Source organism: Acidobacteriota bacterium, assembly GCA_012729555.1.
Taxonomy (GTDB): domain Bacteria; phylum Acidobacteriota; class UBA6911; order UBA6911; family UBA6911; genus UBA6911.
This window is the reverse complement of sequence record JAAYCX010000093.1, coordinates 1-18,021: the sequence shown is the minus strand read 5'-3', so window position 1 is coordinate 18,021 and position 18,021 is coordinate 1. Positions and strand designations below refer to the sequence as shown.

Sequence of the window (18,021 nt, the reverse complement as noted above, 5' to 3'; positions counted from 1 at the left end):
GTGGGTGTCCAGGATTCGCATCCCGGTCCCAAAACCGGTCGTGCGCCAGCCGCTCCAGATCCCGGCGGGCCGCGAAATCGTCGCTGAGCGAGCGGCAGACCACCCCCTCCCCGGGCGGGACGCCCTCCTCCCGGCGGTCGGGCCCGATGTCGACGCCGAAGAAGCCCGAGACCAGTTCCCGCACCTCGTCATAACCGAGCCAGCGTCGGGCGGAGGTGGACCCGCTCATCCGCCCGTTCATTTCGTGCGCCGCGTACCCGTCGGGCGTGCGCCGGCACTGGAGGTTGAACATTCCGCGCCAGCCGGAAGAGGCCATCGCTTCGGCATACGCCCTCGTGAGGGCTTCGAGCGCCGGGTCGAGGTGGGGGGCGGAGCGCTCGCAGCGCCCGATCACCATCCGGTTGACCGAGGTGAACACCCGGCCCACCCGGCCGTCCGGAGCGATCACGGCCTGGCCCGCGTACTGGCCTTCCTCGGGCAGGTCGAAGAAGAGCGGGACCCCGCAGTCGAGATCACGGAGGTATTCCTCTATGAAGCGCTCCCTTTCCGGGCGGAGATCCAGGTACTTCTGGAGGATGTACCCTTCCCCGTGCCGATCGAGAAAGGCCTCCAACTGCCGCGACCGGGTCAGGATCCGCACCCCCAGCGACCCGTACCCCCGGCGCGGCTTGGCCAGGAGGGGAAATCCCTGCGCGGCCGCCCAGGCCCGGACCGCCTCCCGCCCCTCGTCCTCGACGAGGCAGGTGGGGGCGAAGGGGAGCCCGCGGCGCACGGCAAAGCGGCAGCTCAGCCCCTTGTCGTTCATGGTGCGGGCGGCCTCCGGGTCGCCGCAGGGAATCCGGGGGCTCAGCTCCGGAGAGGCAGCCGCCAGCTCGGCCAGTTCGACCGTGTCGTGATCCCGCCCGGGGAGGATGGCGTCGGGCCGCTCCCGCTCAATGAGTTCGAGCAGGAAGGGGCGGAACGTATCGGACTCGAGCGGCGGGCAGAGGTGCACCCGGTCGTAGCGGTAGAGGCGCGGGTGGTCCGCATGCTGGTTGACGCCCGTCAGCCGGACCCGCTCCCGCCGCCCCTCGAGCGAATCCAGGATGTTCTGCCCGATCAGGCTGCCGCCGCTCAGGACCATGATGTGAAAGCGTCCGGTCATTTCTCCCCTTCCCCTCGCCGATTACGTTCGCCGGTTACGTTCGTCCGGTGGGCCGCCGGAGTGCCTGGACGCGCTCGCCGTAGACTCCCGGAAGGCAGGAGGTGAAGACCGCCGGCTCGAAGAGGGGGCTTTCGTCAGGTTCCGTCATCATTTCCACGAGCGAGGGCCCGTCGTGGGCGGCCGCGGCCGCAAGCGCCCCGCGCAGTTCCCCGGCCGAGGCGACCGCGTGCGCCCGGACCCCGGTGCTTTCGGCCAGACCGGTCCAGGAAATTTCGGGGAGGGCCGAGACCGCTTCCCTCACCCCGGGCGGCTCCGCCCGCATCCGGGCCGCTATCCGGCCATAGGCCCGGTTGTTGCTCACGAGGAAGACGACGCGCCGGCGGTAGCGGGCCGCCACGGCCATCTCGAGGCCGTGCATCTGCATGCAGCCGTCCCCGGTGATCACCCAGACGGGCCGGTCCCCGGCGGCGAAGGAGGCGCCGATGGCCGCTCCGATCGCCCACCCCATGGCGCCGTACTGCGGGGAGGTGGCCAGCATCCCTTCCGCGTCCGGCCACCAGAAGAAGCCGGCGTGGATGCGGTGATCGCCGGAATCGAGAAAGAGAATGGAATCGGGCGGCAGGACCTCCCGCATGGCGAGGACGACCCGGCTCATGGTGAAGGCCCCCGAGGCGGGGACGGCGGGCTCGAGGGGGTGCCGCTGCAGATCGAGGCACCAGTCGCTGCGCCGGCGGCGCCGCTGGGGGCACGGGCCGGGGGGACGGTCCCAGTGCCCGCGCAGGAGCCGGAGTGCCTCCATCGGCCCGGCCGCGATCTCGGTGACGGGGCGCGGGGCGCGCCTGCGGCTCTCCGGGTCGGCGCTGAAGCGGCAGACGTTCCGGCCGGGGTGGAAGAAATCGGGGTGCCAGGCGGCCGTGTTCCGCTCGTCCAGGGGCGCGCCTATGACAAACAGCGATTCGATCCCGGGATCGAGCAGGGCGCGGTAGGCCCTGGGACCCCCCGCGTAGCCGAAGACGCCGAGGCGCAGCCGCTCGGGGAGGAGGGAGTGCACCCTCTTGGCCCCGAAGGTGCAGGCCACCGGGACGTCGAAATCCTCGGCGAGGCGCGCGCATGCGCTCATCTCCGCGGGCGTGCGCACCTCCTCCCCGACCAGCAGGACGCTCTTCTCACCGGGATCGGGGGGGAGCGGCCCGGCATCCGCCCCGTGACCGGTTTCAGCCTCTTCGGTGCTTGGGCCCGCGTCGGCGAAGAAAAGGGGGGCGCAGGCAGCGGCAAGGAGATCGACCGGAACGTTCAGGTGCAGCGGGCGGGGGGCCGACCCGAGCCTCCGCTCGAACCGGTCGAGGGCGGCCTCGAGCGCGGCCGGTCGGGTGGCTTGGACCGAATCCCCCACGGCGGCCCGCAGGATGGCGTTGCCGGCGAGGGCATCCGAGCCCTGAAAGCAGCCGCAACCCCGGAGCCCCGACGGGGAGTCGCCGGTCAGAAACAGGACCGGGCTGCGGTCGATCCGCGCCGTGACGGCGGCGGTGACGAAATTGGTGGCCCCCGGCCCGTTGATGGCCACCGCCACGGCCGGCCCGCCCGTCATGCGGGCGTAGCCGTCGGCCATGTAGCCCGCCCCCTGCTCGTGCGAGGCCAGGACCAGCCGGAAGCGCCCGTCGCGCGCCGCTGCCACGAGCAGGGGGTCCACCTGCGCACCGGGGACGGCAAAAATGACGCCCGTGCCCGACCGGTGAAACCGGTCCAGCAGCTCCTCCGCAACGGTGCAACGCCCCATTCCCATCCCCCTCAAATCCTGGACACCCACCTTTTGACCGATTCCCGGAAAATCCTGGACACCCACCGATTGGTCAGCCCCACCATCCTCCCCACGGCGGGAATCCTGGAGAGAATCTTGGACATCCACTCAAATCCCGGCCTGGGCCTTCCTTTATAAAGGGATTCCGGGACCATGTCCACCATCCATTTAAATTTGCTATAACTTATTCATTGCGAAGGCATATCGGCCGGCGTCCGCCCTGTCACGGACCGCCGTCCCGGCCGCGGCCTCAGGCCCAGGCCCCGAAAAAGGTGGATGTCCATGATTTGAATAGGTGGATGTCCACAATTTCCGGCGGCCTGCTAGCTGACGTCCAGGATCTCCTCCTCGACCCAGCGGGCGAGCAGGCGCCGGACCCTCCAGGCGTCCGTCGAGCAGGCTGCCTCGCACTCCTCTGGGGTGATCCCGCCGGCCGTGCGGGGCCAGATCTGCGCCGCCAGAGCCTGCTCCTCAGGATCTTCCTCCGGGAGCGGCTCCGGCCCCTTGCGATGGAGGAGGGCGAAATCGGGCACGAACGCCCGCGCCCGCTCGAGTTCATCGTAGCGCCGCATCCCTTCAGCCAGCACCTCCTGCAGATTGTTGCCCCCCCCTCTTTCCCCCCGTCCCTCCCCCGATGAGTGGATGTCCACATCTCTCACCACATCTTTCCTGCGTCCCTGGAAGGAAAAAGTCCCGGCCGCCGGCCGCTCAAGCAGCTGCCAGGCCGCCTCCACCCCTTCGAGCAGGCCCGCCGTGCAGCTCTCGAGCCCCCCCGCGACCAGCCCCATGGTCCCGTTCAGGGTCCCGGTCGGGCTGCGCAGCACCAGCATCCCCGTCGCCTCCAGCCCGCCGAGCCGCCGCAGCAGGTCGGGTAACCCGAAAAGCTCCAGGTCGCCGGCCAGCGTGCGCTCCGCCGGTCCCCCCGCCCTCTCCGCCGAATCGAATCCCCGCAGGGTCTCCGCCGCCACCTCCCCGAACCGCTCACCGGGGTAGCGCGACGCGATCGTCTCGAGCAGCTGCTGTACGGCCGGGTCGGGCGTGGAGGAAAGCCCCCGGAGGACGCCCAGCATCAACTCCTCGTTCTTCTGCAGCGTCAACCCCAGAATCCGCTTCGGCATGGCGTCCTTGAGCGCCTTCAGCAGCAGGGAGAGCGTTTCCCGGTCTTCGCCGAGGTCCCGGCCCCCGAGATAGCCCAGCCGCGCCGCCGTCTCTCCCAGTTTCGAACCCTCCCCAATTCCGTGCCGGGCCACCCGCAGGTTGGCCTTCGGAGTTCCCAGCTGCGCCAGAGCGTAGAGGGTCCGGTCCAGCAGAGACAGCATCTGAGGCTTTCCCGGGGCCACCCTCTCAAGTGCGTCCGCAAGGTGGAGGAGCAGGGCCTCCGCTTCGGGGCAGCGCGCCTGCCCCGCGAGCTTGATAGTCTCCCGGACCAACGGAGCCGGCAGGTCGAGGCGCGTCAGCGGAGCCACCCGCGCAATTTCCTCGCCGGGTGGGACCTCGCTCGGGGAGGGGATCCGTGAAAGGATGGTGATCAGGTTGCGGGTAAAATGCCAGTCCGAGACCAGGTCCGCCTCCTTCTGGCCCAGCCGTTCGAACGCCAACCGGCGGGCCGGCGCCCCATGCACCTCCAGCAGGTCGAGCAGGAGCCGGCGCCGGTCCCGCTGCTCTTCGGTGCGCAGCCGCTCGAGCAGGTTTTCGGCAGAGAATTCATCGAAGAAACGGAGCACGCGGACCAGGAGCGGGCGCCGGTCGCTTTCGCGGGCGAAAGTCCGCAGCAGATCGGGATTGAGCGAGGCATGCGCGCTCCGGCGCACGCCGGCCACCGCCTCCACGTCCACGCTCTCTCCCGAACCGATCTCCAGGGCGAGGTCGAACATGGTGGCGGCGCGGGCGAGTGACCCCGCGTTGAACTGCTCCACCGCCGCCTGCACCATGTCCTGGAAGCGTCGATAGCCGTCCCAGCGGTTTTCGGCCAGGCGAATGATCTGGCGCATCGCCTCCACCGCGGGGTTGCGCGAGTCGACCGCCCCCTCCCCGGTGGTGGCCATCATCCACCCCGGAAGGCTCTGACCCAGCTTGCGGAAGATCTGGTCCGTCTCCGCCTCGATTCCCAGGGCGCGCAGGTTTTCCTGGAGCCGTGCGAACTCCCCGCTGTCACGCGCCTGGCTGACGGCGTTGGCGATCAGGTGCGGAACGGCGTCCGCTTCGGAATATCCCTCGCCGGCAGGACCCGCGGCGGCCGGAGCGGGCCTGCGGACGGCTTCCGCCAGCCGCTTTTCGAGCAGGCGCATGCGTCGGGCACGCGTTTCCGTCCCGCCGTCGACCTCTCCCGCCCGAGCGGGGCGCATGCGGCGGCGGATCAAATCGACCGGCGCGTCGAGATCCACCCGCCCGAGGGCCAGGCGCTCCAGGTTTTCGAGCAGCGTCGCGCGCTCCTCCGGCGGGCAGTATTCGACGAGCAGGCGCTCCACCCCTTCGATCCAGGGTGCAAGACGGTCGGCCGGGATCAATTCGAGATGGGAGAGGTAGCGGAGCTTGCTCGCGGCGTGAAAGACGTAGTCGGCGACGGAGGCGTCCGCCCCCTGGAACCGAGAGGAGACCCAGCGGATGATTCCCGTCGCCGCCGTCTCGGGCGGGCGCCCGATCAGATCGCTCACCGCATCGGCCGCCTGCACGGGAGGAACCGTATCGGACAGGAATTGCCCCATTACCGACAAGGCCTCGCCGAGAACGGCATCGGCATCCGATGGATCCATAGGCTCCTTATTATCTCGAGATCGCGCGCGGTCAGACGCCCTAATCTTACACCCACCGCCTAATCCTGGACATCCACCATTTTCGCCCGCCCGCTCAGTTTCTGGACAGCCACATTCTTCCCTGATCCGTGGATGTCCAGGACTTCCCGCCCAGGATTCCCGCTCGATCAACCAAATCATGGACATCCACTCTTTTCCCGAGATGGTGGATGTCCAAAATCTAAGGAATCCCGGAGGGAGGTCGATGAAGGGCCTGAGGGGATTGGAACCCTGATCGTCAGGGCGCAGGCAAAAATTTGCATTTTTTTTGCAATTACTTATTTACAATTCCTGTAAGATAAGTGGTTTACAAAACCGGAGCATCGTACTAGGATCAGGTGGGCGCTGTAAGCGCCGGATGGATTCGGAAGGTCCGGATTCACACAACCCCAAAATCTGTGACGAGAAACCGGGAGCCCCCGGGCGGGCTTTTCCTGCCTTCGGGGGCCGGGGCGCAGCTTCTCGTCATACGAATGTCGGGCACGCTCCCTCGCCACTCGCACCGGGAACGTGCCAGAGCGCGCCTTGGCGCGCCAACCCAGGAGGTCCGGGGGACCCCTCCCTGTGACTGAAGGGGCGGGAGCGCATCCGCCCGATCGCCGACACCAGGAATTCATCATGCCCGTATTCGTGTGCCGGAACCGGGTGCTGAGCGTCCGGCTTTCCGAAGAGGAATACGACACCCTCATGGAGCGCTCCGTCCGCGAGGGGGCGCGCAGTCTTTCCGACTTCGTGCGCGCGGCCGTGCTGGCCCCTGTGCCCGAAATCGGGCACGACTCCCAGGACCTGGAGGCAAAAGTCGCGGGCCTCGACGGCCTGAACCGCCGCCTCGAGGAGCTGGACCGCAAGGTGGGGCGCCTGAGCCGGAAACTCGACTGATGCCCACGCCGTGGCCCTCAAATTGTGGCCCCGGTCACCAAACCGCCACCTTCCTCAACACAACCTGCCCCGACCCGGGTAGTATCCGGTAAAGGGCGGCAGGCGGGACCTTTTCCGCAGCCGTCCGCCGAAGGAGAAAAACAATGCGAGCGATCCTCATCGCGCTTCTGTCGGCCCTGATCGCGGCCCCTGGATTTTCGGAGGAACCCGCCCCGGTGGCCCGGATGGCGCCGGGGCCATCCGCCGTCGTTGCCGCCACGGGCCAGCCGGCCGAGTTCAGCCTCGGCGCGGGCGACCTGCTCGAAATCTCCGTCGCGGGGGTCGAGGATTTCACCCTCCCCGCCCGCGTGGGCGCCGACGGCACCATCCGGCTCCCCTTTCTCGGCAACGTCCGGGCCGAGGGGTTGACCCCGGGGCAGCTGGAGGAAAACCTCGCGGACCTGCTCGACCCCGACTACGTCCGGGACCCGCAGGTCCTCGTCGTGCTCAAGGAGCCGCTGAGCCGCATGTACTCGGTGCTGGGGGCGGTCAAGAAGCCGGGGCAGTTCGAAATCATCGGCCCGGTGACCCTCGTCTCCGCCATCGCCGCGGCCGGGGGGCTCGACTACGCCTCCGCGGGGACCACCGCCGTCATCCAGCGCAGCTACGGCCTTGCCCCCGGCGCCCGGCCTTACTCAATCGAGGTCGACCTGAGAAAACTGATGGCGGAGGGGAACGTGACGCTCGACCTGCCGGTCATGCCCGGGGACGTGATCGGCGTGCCCCAGCGGGAGGCCCAGGCGGTCTATGTCATCGGCGATGTCGGCAAGCCCGGAGCCTTCGAATGGCCGCTCGAGGGGGAAATCAGCCTCTCCCGCGCCCTGGCGATGGCCGGCGGCCCGACCAAGACCGCGAAGATGAAGGAAGCGTGGCTGGTGCGCCAGGCGCCCGACGGCTCGGTCGAGCGCACGGCCGTCAACCTGGGCGACATCCTCAAAGGGAAGAAGCCCGACATCGCGCTCCGGCCGGAGGACATGATCTACGTCTCCGGCAGCACCGCCAAGAGCATCGGCTGGGGGTTCGTCAACCAGGCCCCCAACATCTTCACCTGGGGCCTGTTGCGATAATCCGCCATTTTGGGGACGGACCAGGGCCCGGGAGGCAAATCATGGACATCCACACTTTTTCCCGGCCCGCGGGTGTCCACAGCCGCGGCAATGCGTGGGTGTCCAGGATTTGTTGGCCGGGGCTTTGGTGAATTGGTGGATGTCCAGGATTTGTTGGCCGGGGCTTTGGTGAATTGGTGGATGTCCAGGATTTGTCGTCCGGCATTTGTGCAATGAGTGGATGTCCAGAAATGATGCAGGGGTGAGGTGATCATGTCTGAAGAAAACAATGGCAACCAGAACCGCCGCGGCGACCGGCCGCCTGCCGGGGCCCTCGTCCCGGCGGGCACGATCCCGATGCCGCCCGGCCCCTTCGACCCCTACGCCTACCCTCCCGAGTACATGATGGCGGCGGAGGAGGGGAAGCACCTGCGCGAATACTGGCTCATCCTGGTCCGGCGCAAGTGGGCGGCGCTCGCGGTGCTGGCCGCCGCCCTGGCCGTGGCGGTCGCCTACGTCTGGTACAAGACCCCGCTCTACCTGGCCGCAACCCAGATCGAGCTCGAGTCGCAGGCGGAGAACATCCTCCCCTACGACCAGATCCTGGGCGGGGGGGGCTCCAACTACGACGAGTACGTGGAGACCCAGATCAAACACATCACCAGCCGCACCCTGGCCGCCCGGGTGGTGGAAACCCTCGGCCTCGACCGGGACGACCTCCCCGACCCCTTCATCGAACCGAAAAGCACCGGGATGCTGACCCGCTGGCTGTCGATGGGGAGTCATTACGCCCCCGCCGCACCCGGAGCGGCCGGCGCCTGGAGCCCGGAGGAGAAAAAGCAGGCGGCGATCGACAAGCTGCTCCGCAACCTGACCGTGACCCCGGAGCGGAACACGCGCGTGGTCGAGCTGAGCTACCTCTCGCGCGACCCGGAGCGGGCCGCCCGCATCGTCAACACCATCTGCGCCGAGTACATCCAGTACAACTTCCAGGCAAAGTTCGACGCGACCACCCGCGCGACCGATTTCCTGCAGAAGCAGCTGGTGGACCTCAAGGTAAAGGTCGAGAAGAGCGACAACGAGCTGATCGACTACGCCCGCAAGCACAGCATCGTGAGCCTCGGCGAGAAGCAGGACGTGATCACCCAGGCGCTCGGGGACATTAACGCCAAGCTGACCGAGGCGCGCGCGCTCCGGATGGCCAAGGAATCGGTCTACCGGACGATCGCGCAGACCACGCCGGACGATTTCCCCCAGGCGTTGCGCACCCCCCTGATCGAAAAAATAGAAGCCGCCCTCCTCAACGACGAGCAGGAGCTGGCCCGCCTTTCGGCCCAGCTCGGTCCCGCCATGCCGCAGGTCAGGCAGCTCGAGTCGCGCGTCCGCCGGGCCCGGGAGCAGCTCCGCCACGAGCGCGGCCTGGCGATCGCCAACGCGCGCGCGGAGTACGAGACCGCCCTGGACACCGAAAACCGCCTCGCCCGGGCGTTCGACGGCCAGAAGAAGCTGGCGGACCAGATGAGCGAGGCGGGCATCCACTACAACATCCTCAAGCGGGAGGCGGAAACCAACAAGGAGCTCTACGACGGGCTGCTGCAGCGCATGAAGGAAGCGGGAGTGGCCGCCGGGCTGAAATCGAGCAACATCCGGATCGTGGACCGGGCCGAGACCCCCAAGCTCCCCCACGCCCCGAACATCCCCCGGACGCTGGCGCTCGCGCTGCTCCTGGGGGGGATGGGAGGGGTGGGGCTCGCCTTCTTCCTCGACTACCTCGACAACAGCCTGAAGACGCCCGAAGAGATCGAAGAGCGGGTGGGCCTCCCCTCCCTCGGCCTGATCCCGAGCCTGCAGTCGGCGCGCGGGGGGTACGGCCGGCTGCGCAAGGGGCGCCGCTCCGAGGCGCTCGCGGCGCAGGGGGTGGAGCTGGCGGCCCTCACCGCCGGCAGCAGCCTGATCGCCGAAGCCTACCGCGGGGTGCGTACGGCGCTCCTTTTGTCCACCCCGGGGACCCCCCCGAAGATCATCATGGTCACCTCCTCCAAGGCGGGGGAGGGGAAGACGACCACCACCTGCAACATCGCCCTCAGCCTCGCGCAGACGGGCAAAAAGGTACTGGTGGTGGACTGCGACATGCGCCGGCCCCGCATCCACAAGATCTTCAATACCCAAGGAAGCTCGGGCCTGAGCGAATACCTGACCGGCCAGGTGGACCTCGTCGACGTCGTGGAAGAAAGCCAGGTGCCCGGCCTCTTCGTGGTCCACGCGGGGACGACGCCGCCCAACCCGGGGGAACTCCTCGGTTCGCAGCGGATGCAGGACGCCCTGGAGGGGGCGGCCGACACCTTCGACTTCATCTTCCTCGACACCCCGCCGCTGATGTCCGTGACCGACCCGCTGATCGTGGCCCCGCTGAGCGACGGCGTGATCCTGGTCTCCAAGGGGGGCGAAAACCCGCCCGAGATCCTGCGGCGGGCCAGGAAGAACCTGGAGATGGTGCACGCCCGGATCCTCGGCGTCGTCTGCAACAGCGTCGACCTGCGTGCCACGGCCTACAGCCACTACTACCACCAGTATTACGATTACCATTCGTACGTGAACGACAACCCGTCGGCCAAAGCCTCCTGACCGGGACCCGATGATCTACCTCTATCTCCTTGCCGGCGTGCTCATGGCGCTGGCGATCACCAGCGCCTTTCTCCCCCTGATCCGCAGGCTGGCCCTGGCCGTCCGGGCCGTCGATTACCCGGGGGGAAGGCGGCTGCAGGCCGAGGGGATCCCCCGCCTCGGGGGGGTGGCCGTCATCGCCGGGATGCTCACGGCCCAGGCGGTCCTGGTGGTCCTCCTATGGAACCACTGGACCACCCACCTGACGCCGCTCGAGCTGGTGGCGATCCCCCTGGCCGTCGGCATCGTCTTCGCCTGCGGCCTCATCGAAGACACCGTCGGCCTCTCCCCGCTGTTCCGGATCGCGCTCCAGGCGATCGCGGCGGTGGTGGTGATCCGGGCCGGCTGGTGCATCAACCCTTCGAGCCTCCCCTTCCTCGGACCCGAATTCGAGACCCCCTGCTGGATCCTGACCCTGCTCTGGATCGTGGGGGTGACCAACGCCGTGAACCTGCTCGACGGGCTCGACGGGCTCGCCGGCGGGGTGACGGCCATCATCGCCACCGGGCTCGGGATCTTCGCCCTGGGCACGGGCAACATCGTCGCGGCCGTCGCGATGAGTACCATGGTGGGCGCCTGCCTCGGCTTTTTGCGCAAGAACTGGTCGCCGGCGCAGATCTACCTCGGCGACTCCGGGTCTCTCACCCTCGGGTTCCTGCTCGCGATCGTGAGCGTGCACGCCTCGCTGAAGATCTCGGCCGTCGCCGCCATCCTCTTCCCGATCCTCGCGCTGGGGCTGCCGGTGTTCGACACCCTGCTGGTGATGGTGTTCCGCTTCCGGAAGAAGATCCGGACCCCGATGCTGCGGCGGGTGGCTTCCGTGTTCCGCGCCGACCGCAGCCACCTGCACCACCTGATGCTGCGCCTGGGACTCAACCGCTCCCGCATCGTCGTCGGCATCTACGCCGTGACCGTCACCTTCTGCGCGCTGGCCCTCATCGCGGCCACCTACCGCAACATGGCCCTGGGGATCGCCTTCATGCTGTTCGAACTGGCCGTGGTCTTCGCCATCCGCCACCTCGGCCTTCACGCCGAGGTCCTGTCGGCCCCCATCAACAAACGTAAAAAGTTGAAAGCGCTCCTGTTCGGGGAGCAGCACGGGAATTGACTCTTCCATGGTGACGTCGGTCCAGGTCGTACACATCTCCGATCTCGTGCGCCGGCACGCACGCGTCCTGCGGGGGGAGGACTATCCGCTGATGCGGCGGATCAAGGCCCTGGTGCGCGCGCGCGAGGCGAACGTGCCCGAGCGCTTTCTCCTCCCCTTCGGTTCGGCCTTGCACCGGCTGATCGACGGCTCGAAGTTCGAACCCGCGGCGATCCCGGTCTCGGTCGGCTCCCTCTTTCTGGCCAACCGCCGCTGCCTGGAGCGCAATCTCGCGCAGCTGGGGGAGCTTGCCGCACTGGTCCGCGGGGCCGGCGCGGCGCCGGAGACCTCCGTTCTCACCGGGGACTGGGGCGCCCTGGCGGGGGTGTACGGGGACGCGGGGGCCTTTCCCGCGACCCACTGGGGCGCCCTCCTCCCCGACGGCACCTATCTGACCGAGAAGGCGCGGGAAACCCTCCCCCCGCCGGAGGCCGGGTGGTCGGAAAGGGCCGAACTCGGCCCGTCGGTCTGGCGGAGGCCGAAGCCCCCCCTGCTCCTCGCGCTGCTGGCCGCCCATCTGGGCAACCCGCAGGCGTCCCCGACCCCCTCCCTCTGGCCCCACCTGGGGCTCGGGCTGCTGCTGTGGTGCGACAGGGTGCGGGTCGGCGAGGTCCTCGACCTGGGGATGAGGCTCAACCTCCTCGAGAACGTGGAGCACGGGCTGGCCATCGCCGTCCACGTCTTTCCGGAACTGCGCACCTGGGGCGACTCGGACCAGCTCCGCATCCCGTCGTGGGAAAAGAAGTTCGCCATTCCGCTCGCCGCCCGGCGGCTGATGCAGGGGGAGCGCGACTAGCCTTATGCTCTTCGACTACAACCAGATCATCGACGACCGGCTCTGGGTCGGGGCCCTGGTCCACCCCGAGGACGTCCGTCAGCTCCGCCGGATGGGGATCACCACGGTCCTGTGCCTGCAGACGCCCAAAGACCTCAAAAAGCACGGCGTCTCCCCGAAAAAGCTCGACAAGGCCCTCGAGGAAGCCGCCCTCGACTACATCCAGATCCCCATCACCGAATTCGACCGCCCCGACCTCGTGCGCCATCTCCCCGAAGCCGTCGCCGCCTTGGAGCGCGCCCTCTCCCCAGCCTGGGCCCGCGTCTACCTCCATTGCTCCGCCGGCGTCATCCGCAGCGCCACCGTCGCCGCCGCTTACCTGATGAAAACGCAAGGCTTGAGCTCCGAGGAGGCCGCAGCCCTATTGAAATCCCGCCGGGAATGCGAGCCGGATCTGGAGGCGCTGGTCAAGTTCGCCGCACCTCCGGATCAGGAAACAACGGGGCGCTGATGTACGAGCCATCGGCCGAAACCCGCCCCATCCCCGAGATCTGTCGCTACGCCGACACCCCCTCCTCTGGAACCCGGACTGCGCCTTCTGCCAGTTCCTCCACCCCCGCCTCCAGGCGTGGGAACAAAACGACATCCCCGGGCACACCCAGTGCCCTCCTCGCAGGCTCCGACGGCCCCCTCGCCTCCCGCATCCTCTCCGGGGAGGATGGGGTGATGACGCTCCTGACACCCGAATCCCTTGAAAAAAGGGAGCTCGAATACGCATGACTTTTGCGCAGGGATACACATTAATTCCCTTTCGAGTCTGACGCTTTCATGAAAAAGATCCTTTCGATATTCGGCACCCGGCCCGAAGCCATCAAGATGGCCCCGGTCATCAAAGAGCTGGAAAAACACCCCGACGCCTTCTCGAGCCGTGTCTGCGTGACCGCCCAGCACCGGGAAATGCTCGACCAGGTACTGCAGCTCTTCGCCATCCGGCCCGATCACGACCTGGACATCATGAAGCCGGGCCAGGACCTGTTCGACGTTACCTCCAATGTCCTGAACGGTTTAAAGAAAGTATTGCAGGAGGAAAAACCGGACCTGGTCCTGGTCCAGGGGGACACCACCACCACCATGGCCGGTTCGCTTGCATCCTTCTACCTGAAGATCCCGGTGGGGCATATCGAAGCGGGCCTGCGCACGGGCGACAAGTTCGCCCCCTTCCCGGAGGAGATCAACCGCCGGATCACCAGCACCGTCGCCGATCTCCACTTCGCCCCGACCGAGCGCTCACGCCAAAACCTCCTCAACGAAGGGGTCGACCCGGGCCGCATCCACGTCACCGGCAACACCGTCATCGACGCGCTCTTTCTGACCCTGGAAACCATCCGGAGCCGCAACCTGGAGAAAGAGATCACCCGGGACCTCCTCGCCCGCTTCCCCTCCCTCGCCCGGCCCCTCGACGGGACCCGTTTCATCCTCGTCACCGGCCACCGCAGGGAAAACTTCGGCCAAGGCTTTGAAAACATCTGCCACGCCCTCAAAGCCATCGCCGCCGAGCACCCCGAGATCGACATCGTCTACCCGGTACACCTCAACCCCAACGTCCAGGAACCGGTCCGCCGCCTTCTGGCCGATGCCAACAACATCCACCTGATCGCCCCCCTGGATTACGCCCCCTTCGTCTTCCTGATGAACCGCTCCCACCTGATCCTGACCGATTCCGGCGGAGTCCAGGAAGAGGCGCCTTCCCTGGGCAAACCGGTCCTCGTCATGCGCGACACGACAGAAAGACCGGAAGCGGTTGAGGCGGGGACGGTGAAGCTGGTGGGGACGGCCTTTTCAGCAATTACGGAGGTGACACATCAATTACTCGCCGATGAAGGCGTCTATCACTCCATGAGTGCGGCACATAACCCTTACGGCGATGGCAACGCCTCAAACCAAATCCGGCACCTGCTTCAATAAGCCCAACAATTCATGTCTAATTTCAGCATACGCTACCACTTATACAGATTCTGCCCCGCTGCCCTAAAACCTTTTTGGGACAGGATCGAATCCTCAGCCATCGGCAGCCGCCTGGCAAGAGGGGCTTTTTGGTCGCTGATGGGCGGAGTAGTATCCCGGGGCCTCATGCTTCTGGCCTCAATTCTTATTGCGCGGATATTGGGACGGGAAATTTACGGCGAATATGGAATGATCCGTTCCACGGCACAGATGTTTCTGGTTTTCGCGGGCTTCGGGCTCGGCATGACCGCAACCAAACACGTAGCCCAATTCCGGACCGTGGATCCCCAGCGAGCCGGACGTATAATGGCACTCTCCGGCCTCTTTGCTTTTGTAAGTGGATTGCTGATTGCCCTGCTGCTTATCGCAGTGGCCCCATGGGTGGCCGCGAAAACGATAAACGCCCCTCACCTTGCCGGTGAGTTGAGAATCGGAGCGGTCATTCTGCTGCTCAGCGCAATGAATGGGGCCCAAACCGGCGCATTAGCCGGGTTCGAGGCCTTCAAGACCATAGCCATTGTAAATTTCAAGGTCGCGTTGCTCTCCTTTCCATTCCTCGTGGCCGGCGCCTATTTCTACGGCTTGCGCGGAGCCATCTGGGCGCTGGGCCTGAATATGGCAATCAACTGGCTCTTCAACCACCTGGCCTTACGCAGAACCGCCGCACAGAACCGCATTCTCTTTACCCTGAAGAATTGCTTTCAGGAATGGCCCATACTCTGGAAATTCAGCTTTCCCGCCGCCCTATCAGGAATTATGGTCAGCCCTGTCCTATGGGCCTGTAATGCCATGCTGGTTAATCACCCCGGCGGCTACGCACAGATGGGCCTATTTGATGCGGCCAATCAATGGCGCGCTGCCATTCTCTTTTTGCCAGGGATGGTCGGAACCATCGCCCTGCCCATGCTCTCAGATTTTGATTCCCGAAAGGACCAACATGGTTATATGAAGGCATTAAAGTATAACGCCCTACTCAATGGCACGGCTGCAATGATCATAGCGGTTCCAATCGCCATTCTTTCCAGATGGATTATGCAGCTCTACGGACCTGGCTTCAGGGAAGGATCCTTAACGCTATGCATTCTCAGTCTGACCACAGTCCTTATTTCATTAAATTCCATTGTTGGCCAGGCAATCACCAGCAAAGGCAAAATGTGGATTGGCTTTTCCTTTAATCTTTTTTGGGCAATAGTTCTGCTAATCTCAGCTGCCTTAACAACGAGACAAGGGTACGGAGCTAACGGCTTGGCAGTTTCTATGCTTTTCTCCTATCTTTGTCATAGCATCTGGCAAGCCCTATATATGAATACGCTGGTCGGCTACCCGTGCCAAAACGCTAATCAACAAAAGAGATAAGCCGTGGCACTAACGAACTGTCAACCAACGCATTATCCCGAGAGGAAGGCCTGTCGCAGGCCACTCCTCCAAAATGGACGCACTCTGCCAGTGTTGTCGAATCTGAACGATTTCCGATCAGGCTTCCTCAAGCGCTTTTCTGAAAGAGCTATCGAACAGGATGTGCGCGATCTCAAGAAGTCACAAGACCAGGCGCCCGATAAAAAGGCTGGCGACCGCAGTGGAGGCATCGACATTAACAGATGCCCATCCCGGCCCCTACTGCGCCCGAAAGACCTGCACAAACGCAATCCAAGCTAGCAGGCTGCTGAAAAATTGAGATTTTCAGCAGATTTATCATTCAATAAAGACTCAGAAGCGGTCATGAGTTCAGATTTTCGAGAAAACAGTGTTCGAGAAGGGGGTAATGTCCCCCAAAATCCCCCCGGCCATGCTGCTGGCCGGGGATTTCCCCCGTTTTCATGCGGGAGCCTCCATCATGTTTCGCATTCGGATCAGATTATAAGCCGCGACTCCGAAGGTAAACATCCAGCCAACGCGATCTACTCCTCGATGCCTTGTCTTCCGGAGAAAGCCAACAGTCTTCAGCCAGCCGAAAATTTCTTCGACCCGCTTTCTCTTTCTCTGGCTGACCGCATATCCGGAATGACGGGTTGTGCGGTTGTCGATCGCACTCGCTCTGTTCGTGTTGTTTTGCGCCACATGAGGCGTCACGTTCAGGCTTCGCGTCTTCTCTACAAATTCATTGGTGTCATAGCCTTTGTCTGCAGCCAAAGTAACGCGCGCTTTTCCCGGCAATTCTTCAAGCATATCAATCGCGGCCTGTCGCTCAGCTCTGCCCGATGCTTTGGTGATGCAGGCATTAACGGCCAGACCGTTGCGGTTTTCCATAAGCAAGTGGCCGAGATAGCACAGCTTCGATTCCTGGCCAGCGGCTTTCTTGTACAGCTTGGCGTCAGGATCGGTGGTCGATTCATGGGTTTCATTCGATCGCTTCTCTCCTCTGAAATCCACGGTCGGGTTTCCTGGGTCATCGGAGGAATCGCTCGATTTGCTTCCCTTCTTCTTGAAACTCTTGTGTCCCGCCCAGGCCTCGATGAGTGTGCCGTCAACCGTGAAGTGCTCATTCGAAAGGATGTGCTGGGATCGCGCCAGGCTGAGGACTTGTTCGAAAAAGATTCGGGCAATGTCACCATCAAGCAGTCGCTCGCGATTCTTGCTGAAAACCGTGGCATCCCAAACCTTGTCATCCATGCTCAATCCAACAAACCAGCGAAACAACAGGTTATAATCGAGTTGTTCCATGAGAAGTCGCTCACTGCGTACGGTGTAGAGCACTTGAAGGAGAAGAGCGCGCAGGAGTTTCTCGGGAGCGATCGAGGGACGCCCGGCTTTGGAATACAGCGTTTCGAAGGCAGGAGACATCTCCATAAGAATGGCATCCACCATGGTGCGGATAGCTCTCAAGGGATGGTCCTTGGGAACACGCTTTTCCGCCGAAATGTAACTGAACATCCAATCTTGCTTTTCATCCGTTCCGCGCATCGATTTCCTCCTCAACATCTATATACGTCTGAGGAGACAATTCCTATTGCGCAATTTGGGATGAAAATGGCGACTTTTTCAGCATCCTGCTGATATGGAACGACCTGTCAATTAATGGGTATTAACCCTATAGATCTTTTGCCTTTCCGGTGAAGCAGAGCAGGCGGTAGTCGAAACAGCTTTTGCGACGGTTGATCACTCTGATATTCGCGGATCGAGCCGTATGGCCCGCCGTCATGGTCGTGATTCGTCGGGAGCTGCCTCGGACTAGTATCGCGAGTCGAGCCACAGGGCCTGTCGCATAGCAATTAGCGAGGGTTCTCCTTTCCGTGTGCCGTCTCGACTGCCGTCTGTCCTGCTTCACCGTCATCATTGGTTTGAATCCAGGGGCTTATGCCGCCCGCTTGCTGGCAGTTGAGCCATATCCTTGTTCTACCGTAACCCCAATAGCCCAGATAAACCCAAGAAGCTCCCGGGCCACGGCAGTTACCACTTTTTGCTTTGTCTTGCCTTTGGCCGTAAGCCTCATGTAACGCCGATGCAATCGATTTTGGGCCTTCCAGGCAATTTCTTTCACCTCCGCGCTGGCCGTTTTCTGGCGCGTCTTAAGCGCGGTACCAATACTCGGACGATGGCGGTAGGACCAGGCGGCCTCAACAATGATGCGCCTCAGATGCGCATTGCCGGTTTTGGTGATTCCTCCCCGACGTGTGCGCTCTCCGCTGGAACATTCGCGGGAAACCACCCCGCTGTATCCCATAAGCTGCCTTGCCGTCTTGAATCGGGAAACCTCTCCCACTTCAGCCATGATCGTTACCGCGGATATCTTGGC

General features: G+C 64.5%; 13 protein-coding genes. 8 read left to right on the top strand and 5 right to left on the bottom strand.

Going from position 1 to position 18,021, the window contains the following annotated elements; all coding sequences use genetic code 11:
* The 3 genes from GXY47_16250 to GXY47_16240 all read right to left on the bottom strand — a co-directional run.
* Positions 1-1,144 (bottom strand): hypothetical protein (locus tag GXY47_16250; protein ID NLV32695.1); only part of this gene is annotated, 1,144 nt, incomplete at its 3' end.
* 34 nt (positions 1,145-1,178) lie between these two features.
* On the bottom strand, positions 1,179-2,921 hold the full coding sequence (locus tag GXY47_16245; protein NLV32694.1) for a thiamine pyrophosphate-binding protein: 1,743 nt from the start codon (positions 2,919-2,921) through the stop codon (positions 1,179-1,181).
* Between the two features lie 344 nt (positions 2,922-3,265).
* A complete protein-coding gene (locus GXY47_16240; GenBank protein ID NLV32693.1) occupies positions 3,266-5,695 on the bottom strand; it encodes a DUF4388 domain-containing protein in 2,430 nt (809 codons plus the stop codon).
* A 657-nt stretch (positions 5,696-6,352) separates the two neighbouring features.
* Here GXY47_16240 and GXY47_16235 point away from each other — a divergent pair.
* From GXY47_16235 to GXY47_16200, 8 genes are all read left to right on the top strand, one after another.
* The gene (locus GXY47_16235; protein ID NLV32692.1) at positions 6,353-6,613 is read left to right on the top strand and encodes a ribbon-helix-helix protein, CopG family; all 261 of its coding nucleotides are present in this window, start codon (positions 6,353-6,355) and stop codon (positions 6,611-6,613) included.
* A 143-nt stretch (positions 6,614-6,756) separates the two neighbouring features.
* Complete coding sequence (locus tag GXY47_16230; GenBank protein ID NLV32691.1) at positions 6,757-7,719, top strand: hypothetical protein; 963 nt, start codon at positions 6,757-6,759, stop codon at positions 7,717-7,719.
* A 252-nt stretch (positions 7,720-7,971) separates the two neighbouring features.
* Complete coding sequence (locus GXY47_16225; protein ID NLV32690.1) at positions 7,972-10,323, top strand: polysaccharide biosynthesis tyrosine autokinase; 2,352 nt, start codon at positions 7,972-7,974, stop codon at positions 10,321-10,323.
* A 10-nt stretch (positions 10,324-10,333) separates the two neighbouring features.
* The gene (locus GXY47_16220; GenBank protein NLV32689.1) at positions 10,334-11,470 is read left to right on the top strand and encodes an undecaprenyl/decaprenyl-phosphate alpha-N-acetylglucosaminyl 1-phosphate transferase; all 1,137 of its coding nucleotides are present in this window, start codon (positions 10,334-10,336) and stop codon (positions 11,468-11,470) included.
* Between the two features lie 7 nt (positions 11,471-11,477).
* Positions 11,478-12,305: a hypothetical protein gene (locus GXY47_16215; protein NLV32688.1), complete on the top strand. Its 828-nt coding sequence runs from the start codon at positions 11,478-11,480 to the stop codon at positions 12,303-12,305.
* 4 nt (positions 12,306-12,309) lie between these two features.
* Complete coding sequence (locus GXY47_16210; protein NLV32687.1) at positions 12,310-12,795, top strand: hypothetical protein; 486 nt, start codon at positions 12,310-12,312, stop codon at positions 12,793-12,795.
* 317 nt (positions 12,796-13,112) lie between these two features.
* On the top strand, positions 13,113-14,249 hold the full coding sequence (wecB, locus tag GXY47_16205) for a UDP-N-acetylglucosamine 2-epimerase (non-hydrolyzing) (GenBank protein ID NLV32686.1): 1,137 nt from the start codon (positions 13,113-13,115) through the stop codon (positions 14,247-14,249).
* Positions 14,250-14,261: 12 nt separating this feature from the next.
* Positions 14,262-15,644, top strand: coding sequence for an oligosaccharide flippase family protein (locus GXY47_16200; protein NLV32685.1), 1,383 nt, complete (start codon positions 14,262-14,264; stop codon positions 15,642-15,644).
* Between the two features lie 459 nt (positions 15,645-16,103).
* Here the strand turns inward: GXY47_16200 and GXY47_16195 are convergent, their stop codons facing one another.
* Together GXY47_16195 and GXY47_16190 are read right to left on the bottom strand one after the other, a co-directional pair.
* The gene (locus GXY47_16195; GenBank protein ID NLV32684.1) at positions 16,104-17,189 is read right to left on the bottom strand and encodes an IS5 family transposase; all 1,086 of its coding nucleotides are present in this window, start codon (positions 17,187-17,189) and stop codon (positions 16,104-16,106) included.
* A 391-nt stretch (positions 17,190-17,580) separates the two neighbouring features.
* A partial coding sequence (locus GXY47_16190) for an IS110 family transposase (protein NLV32683.1) occupies positions 17,581-18,021 on the bottom strand: 441 nt, incomplete at its 5' end.

Excerpts from the sequence above, each read along its gene's own strand:
- GXY47_16245 (NLV32694.1), bottom strand. The coding sequence starts at position 2,921 with ATGGGGCGTTGCACCGTTGCGGAGGAGCTGCTGGACCGGTTTCACCGG.
- GXY47_16240 (NLV32693.1), bottom strand. The coding sequence starts at position 5,695 with ATGGATCCATCGGATGCCGATGCCGTTCTCGGCGAGGCCTTGTCGGTA.
- GXY47_16235 (NLV32692.1), top strand. The coding sequence starts at position 6,353 with ATGCCCGTATTCGTGTGCCGGAACCGGGTGCTGAGCGTCCGGCTTTCC.
- GXY47_16230 (NLV32691.1), top strand. The coding sequence starts at position 6,757 with ATGCGAGCGATCCTCATCGCGCTTCTGTCGGCCCTGATCGCGGCCCCT.
- GXY47_16225 (NLV32690.1), top strand. The coding sequence starts at position 7,972 with ATGTCTGAAGAAAACAATGGCAACCAGAACCGCCGCGGCGACCGGCCG.
- GXY47_16220 (NLV32689.1), top strand. The coding sequence starts at position 10,334 with ATGATCTACCTCTATCTCCTTGCCGGCGTGCTCATGGCGCTGGCGATC.
- GXY47_16215 (NLV32688.1), top strand. The coding sequence starts at position 11,478 with ATGGTGACGTCGGTCCAGGTCGTACACATCTCCGATCTCGTGCGCCGG.
- GXY47_16210 (NLV32687.1), top strand. The coding sequence starts at position 12,310 with ATGCTCTTCGACTACAACCAGATCATCGACGACCGGCTCTGGGTCGGG.
- wecB (NLV32686.1), top strand. The coding sequence starts at position 13,113 with ATGAAAAAGATCCTTTCGATATTCGGCACCCGGCCCGAAGCCATCAAG.
- GXY47_16200 (NLV32685.1), top strand. The coding sequence starts at position 14,262 with ATGTCTAATTTCAGCATACGCTACCACTTATACAGATTCTGCCCCGCT.
- GXY47_16195 (NLV32684.1), bottom strand. The coding sequence starts at position 17,189 with ATGCGCGGAACGGATGAAAAGCAAGATTGGATGTTCAGTTACATTTCG.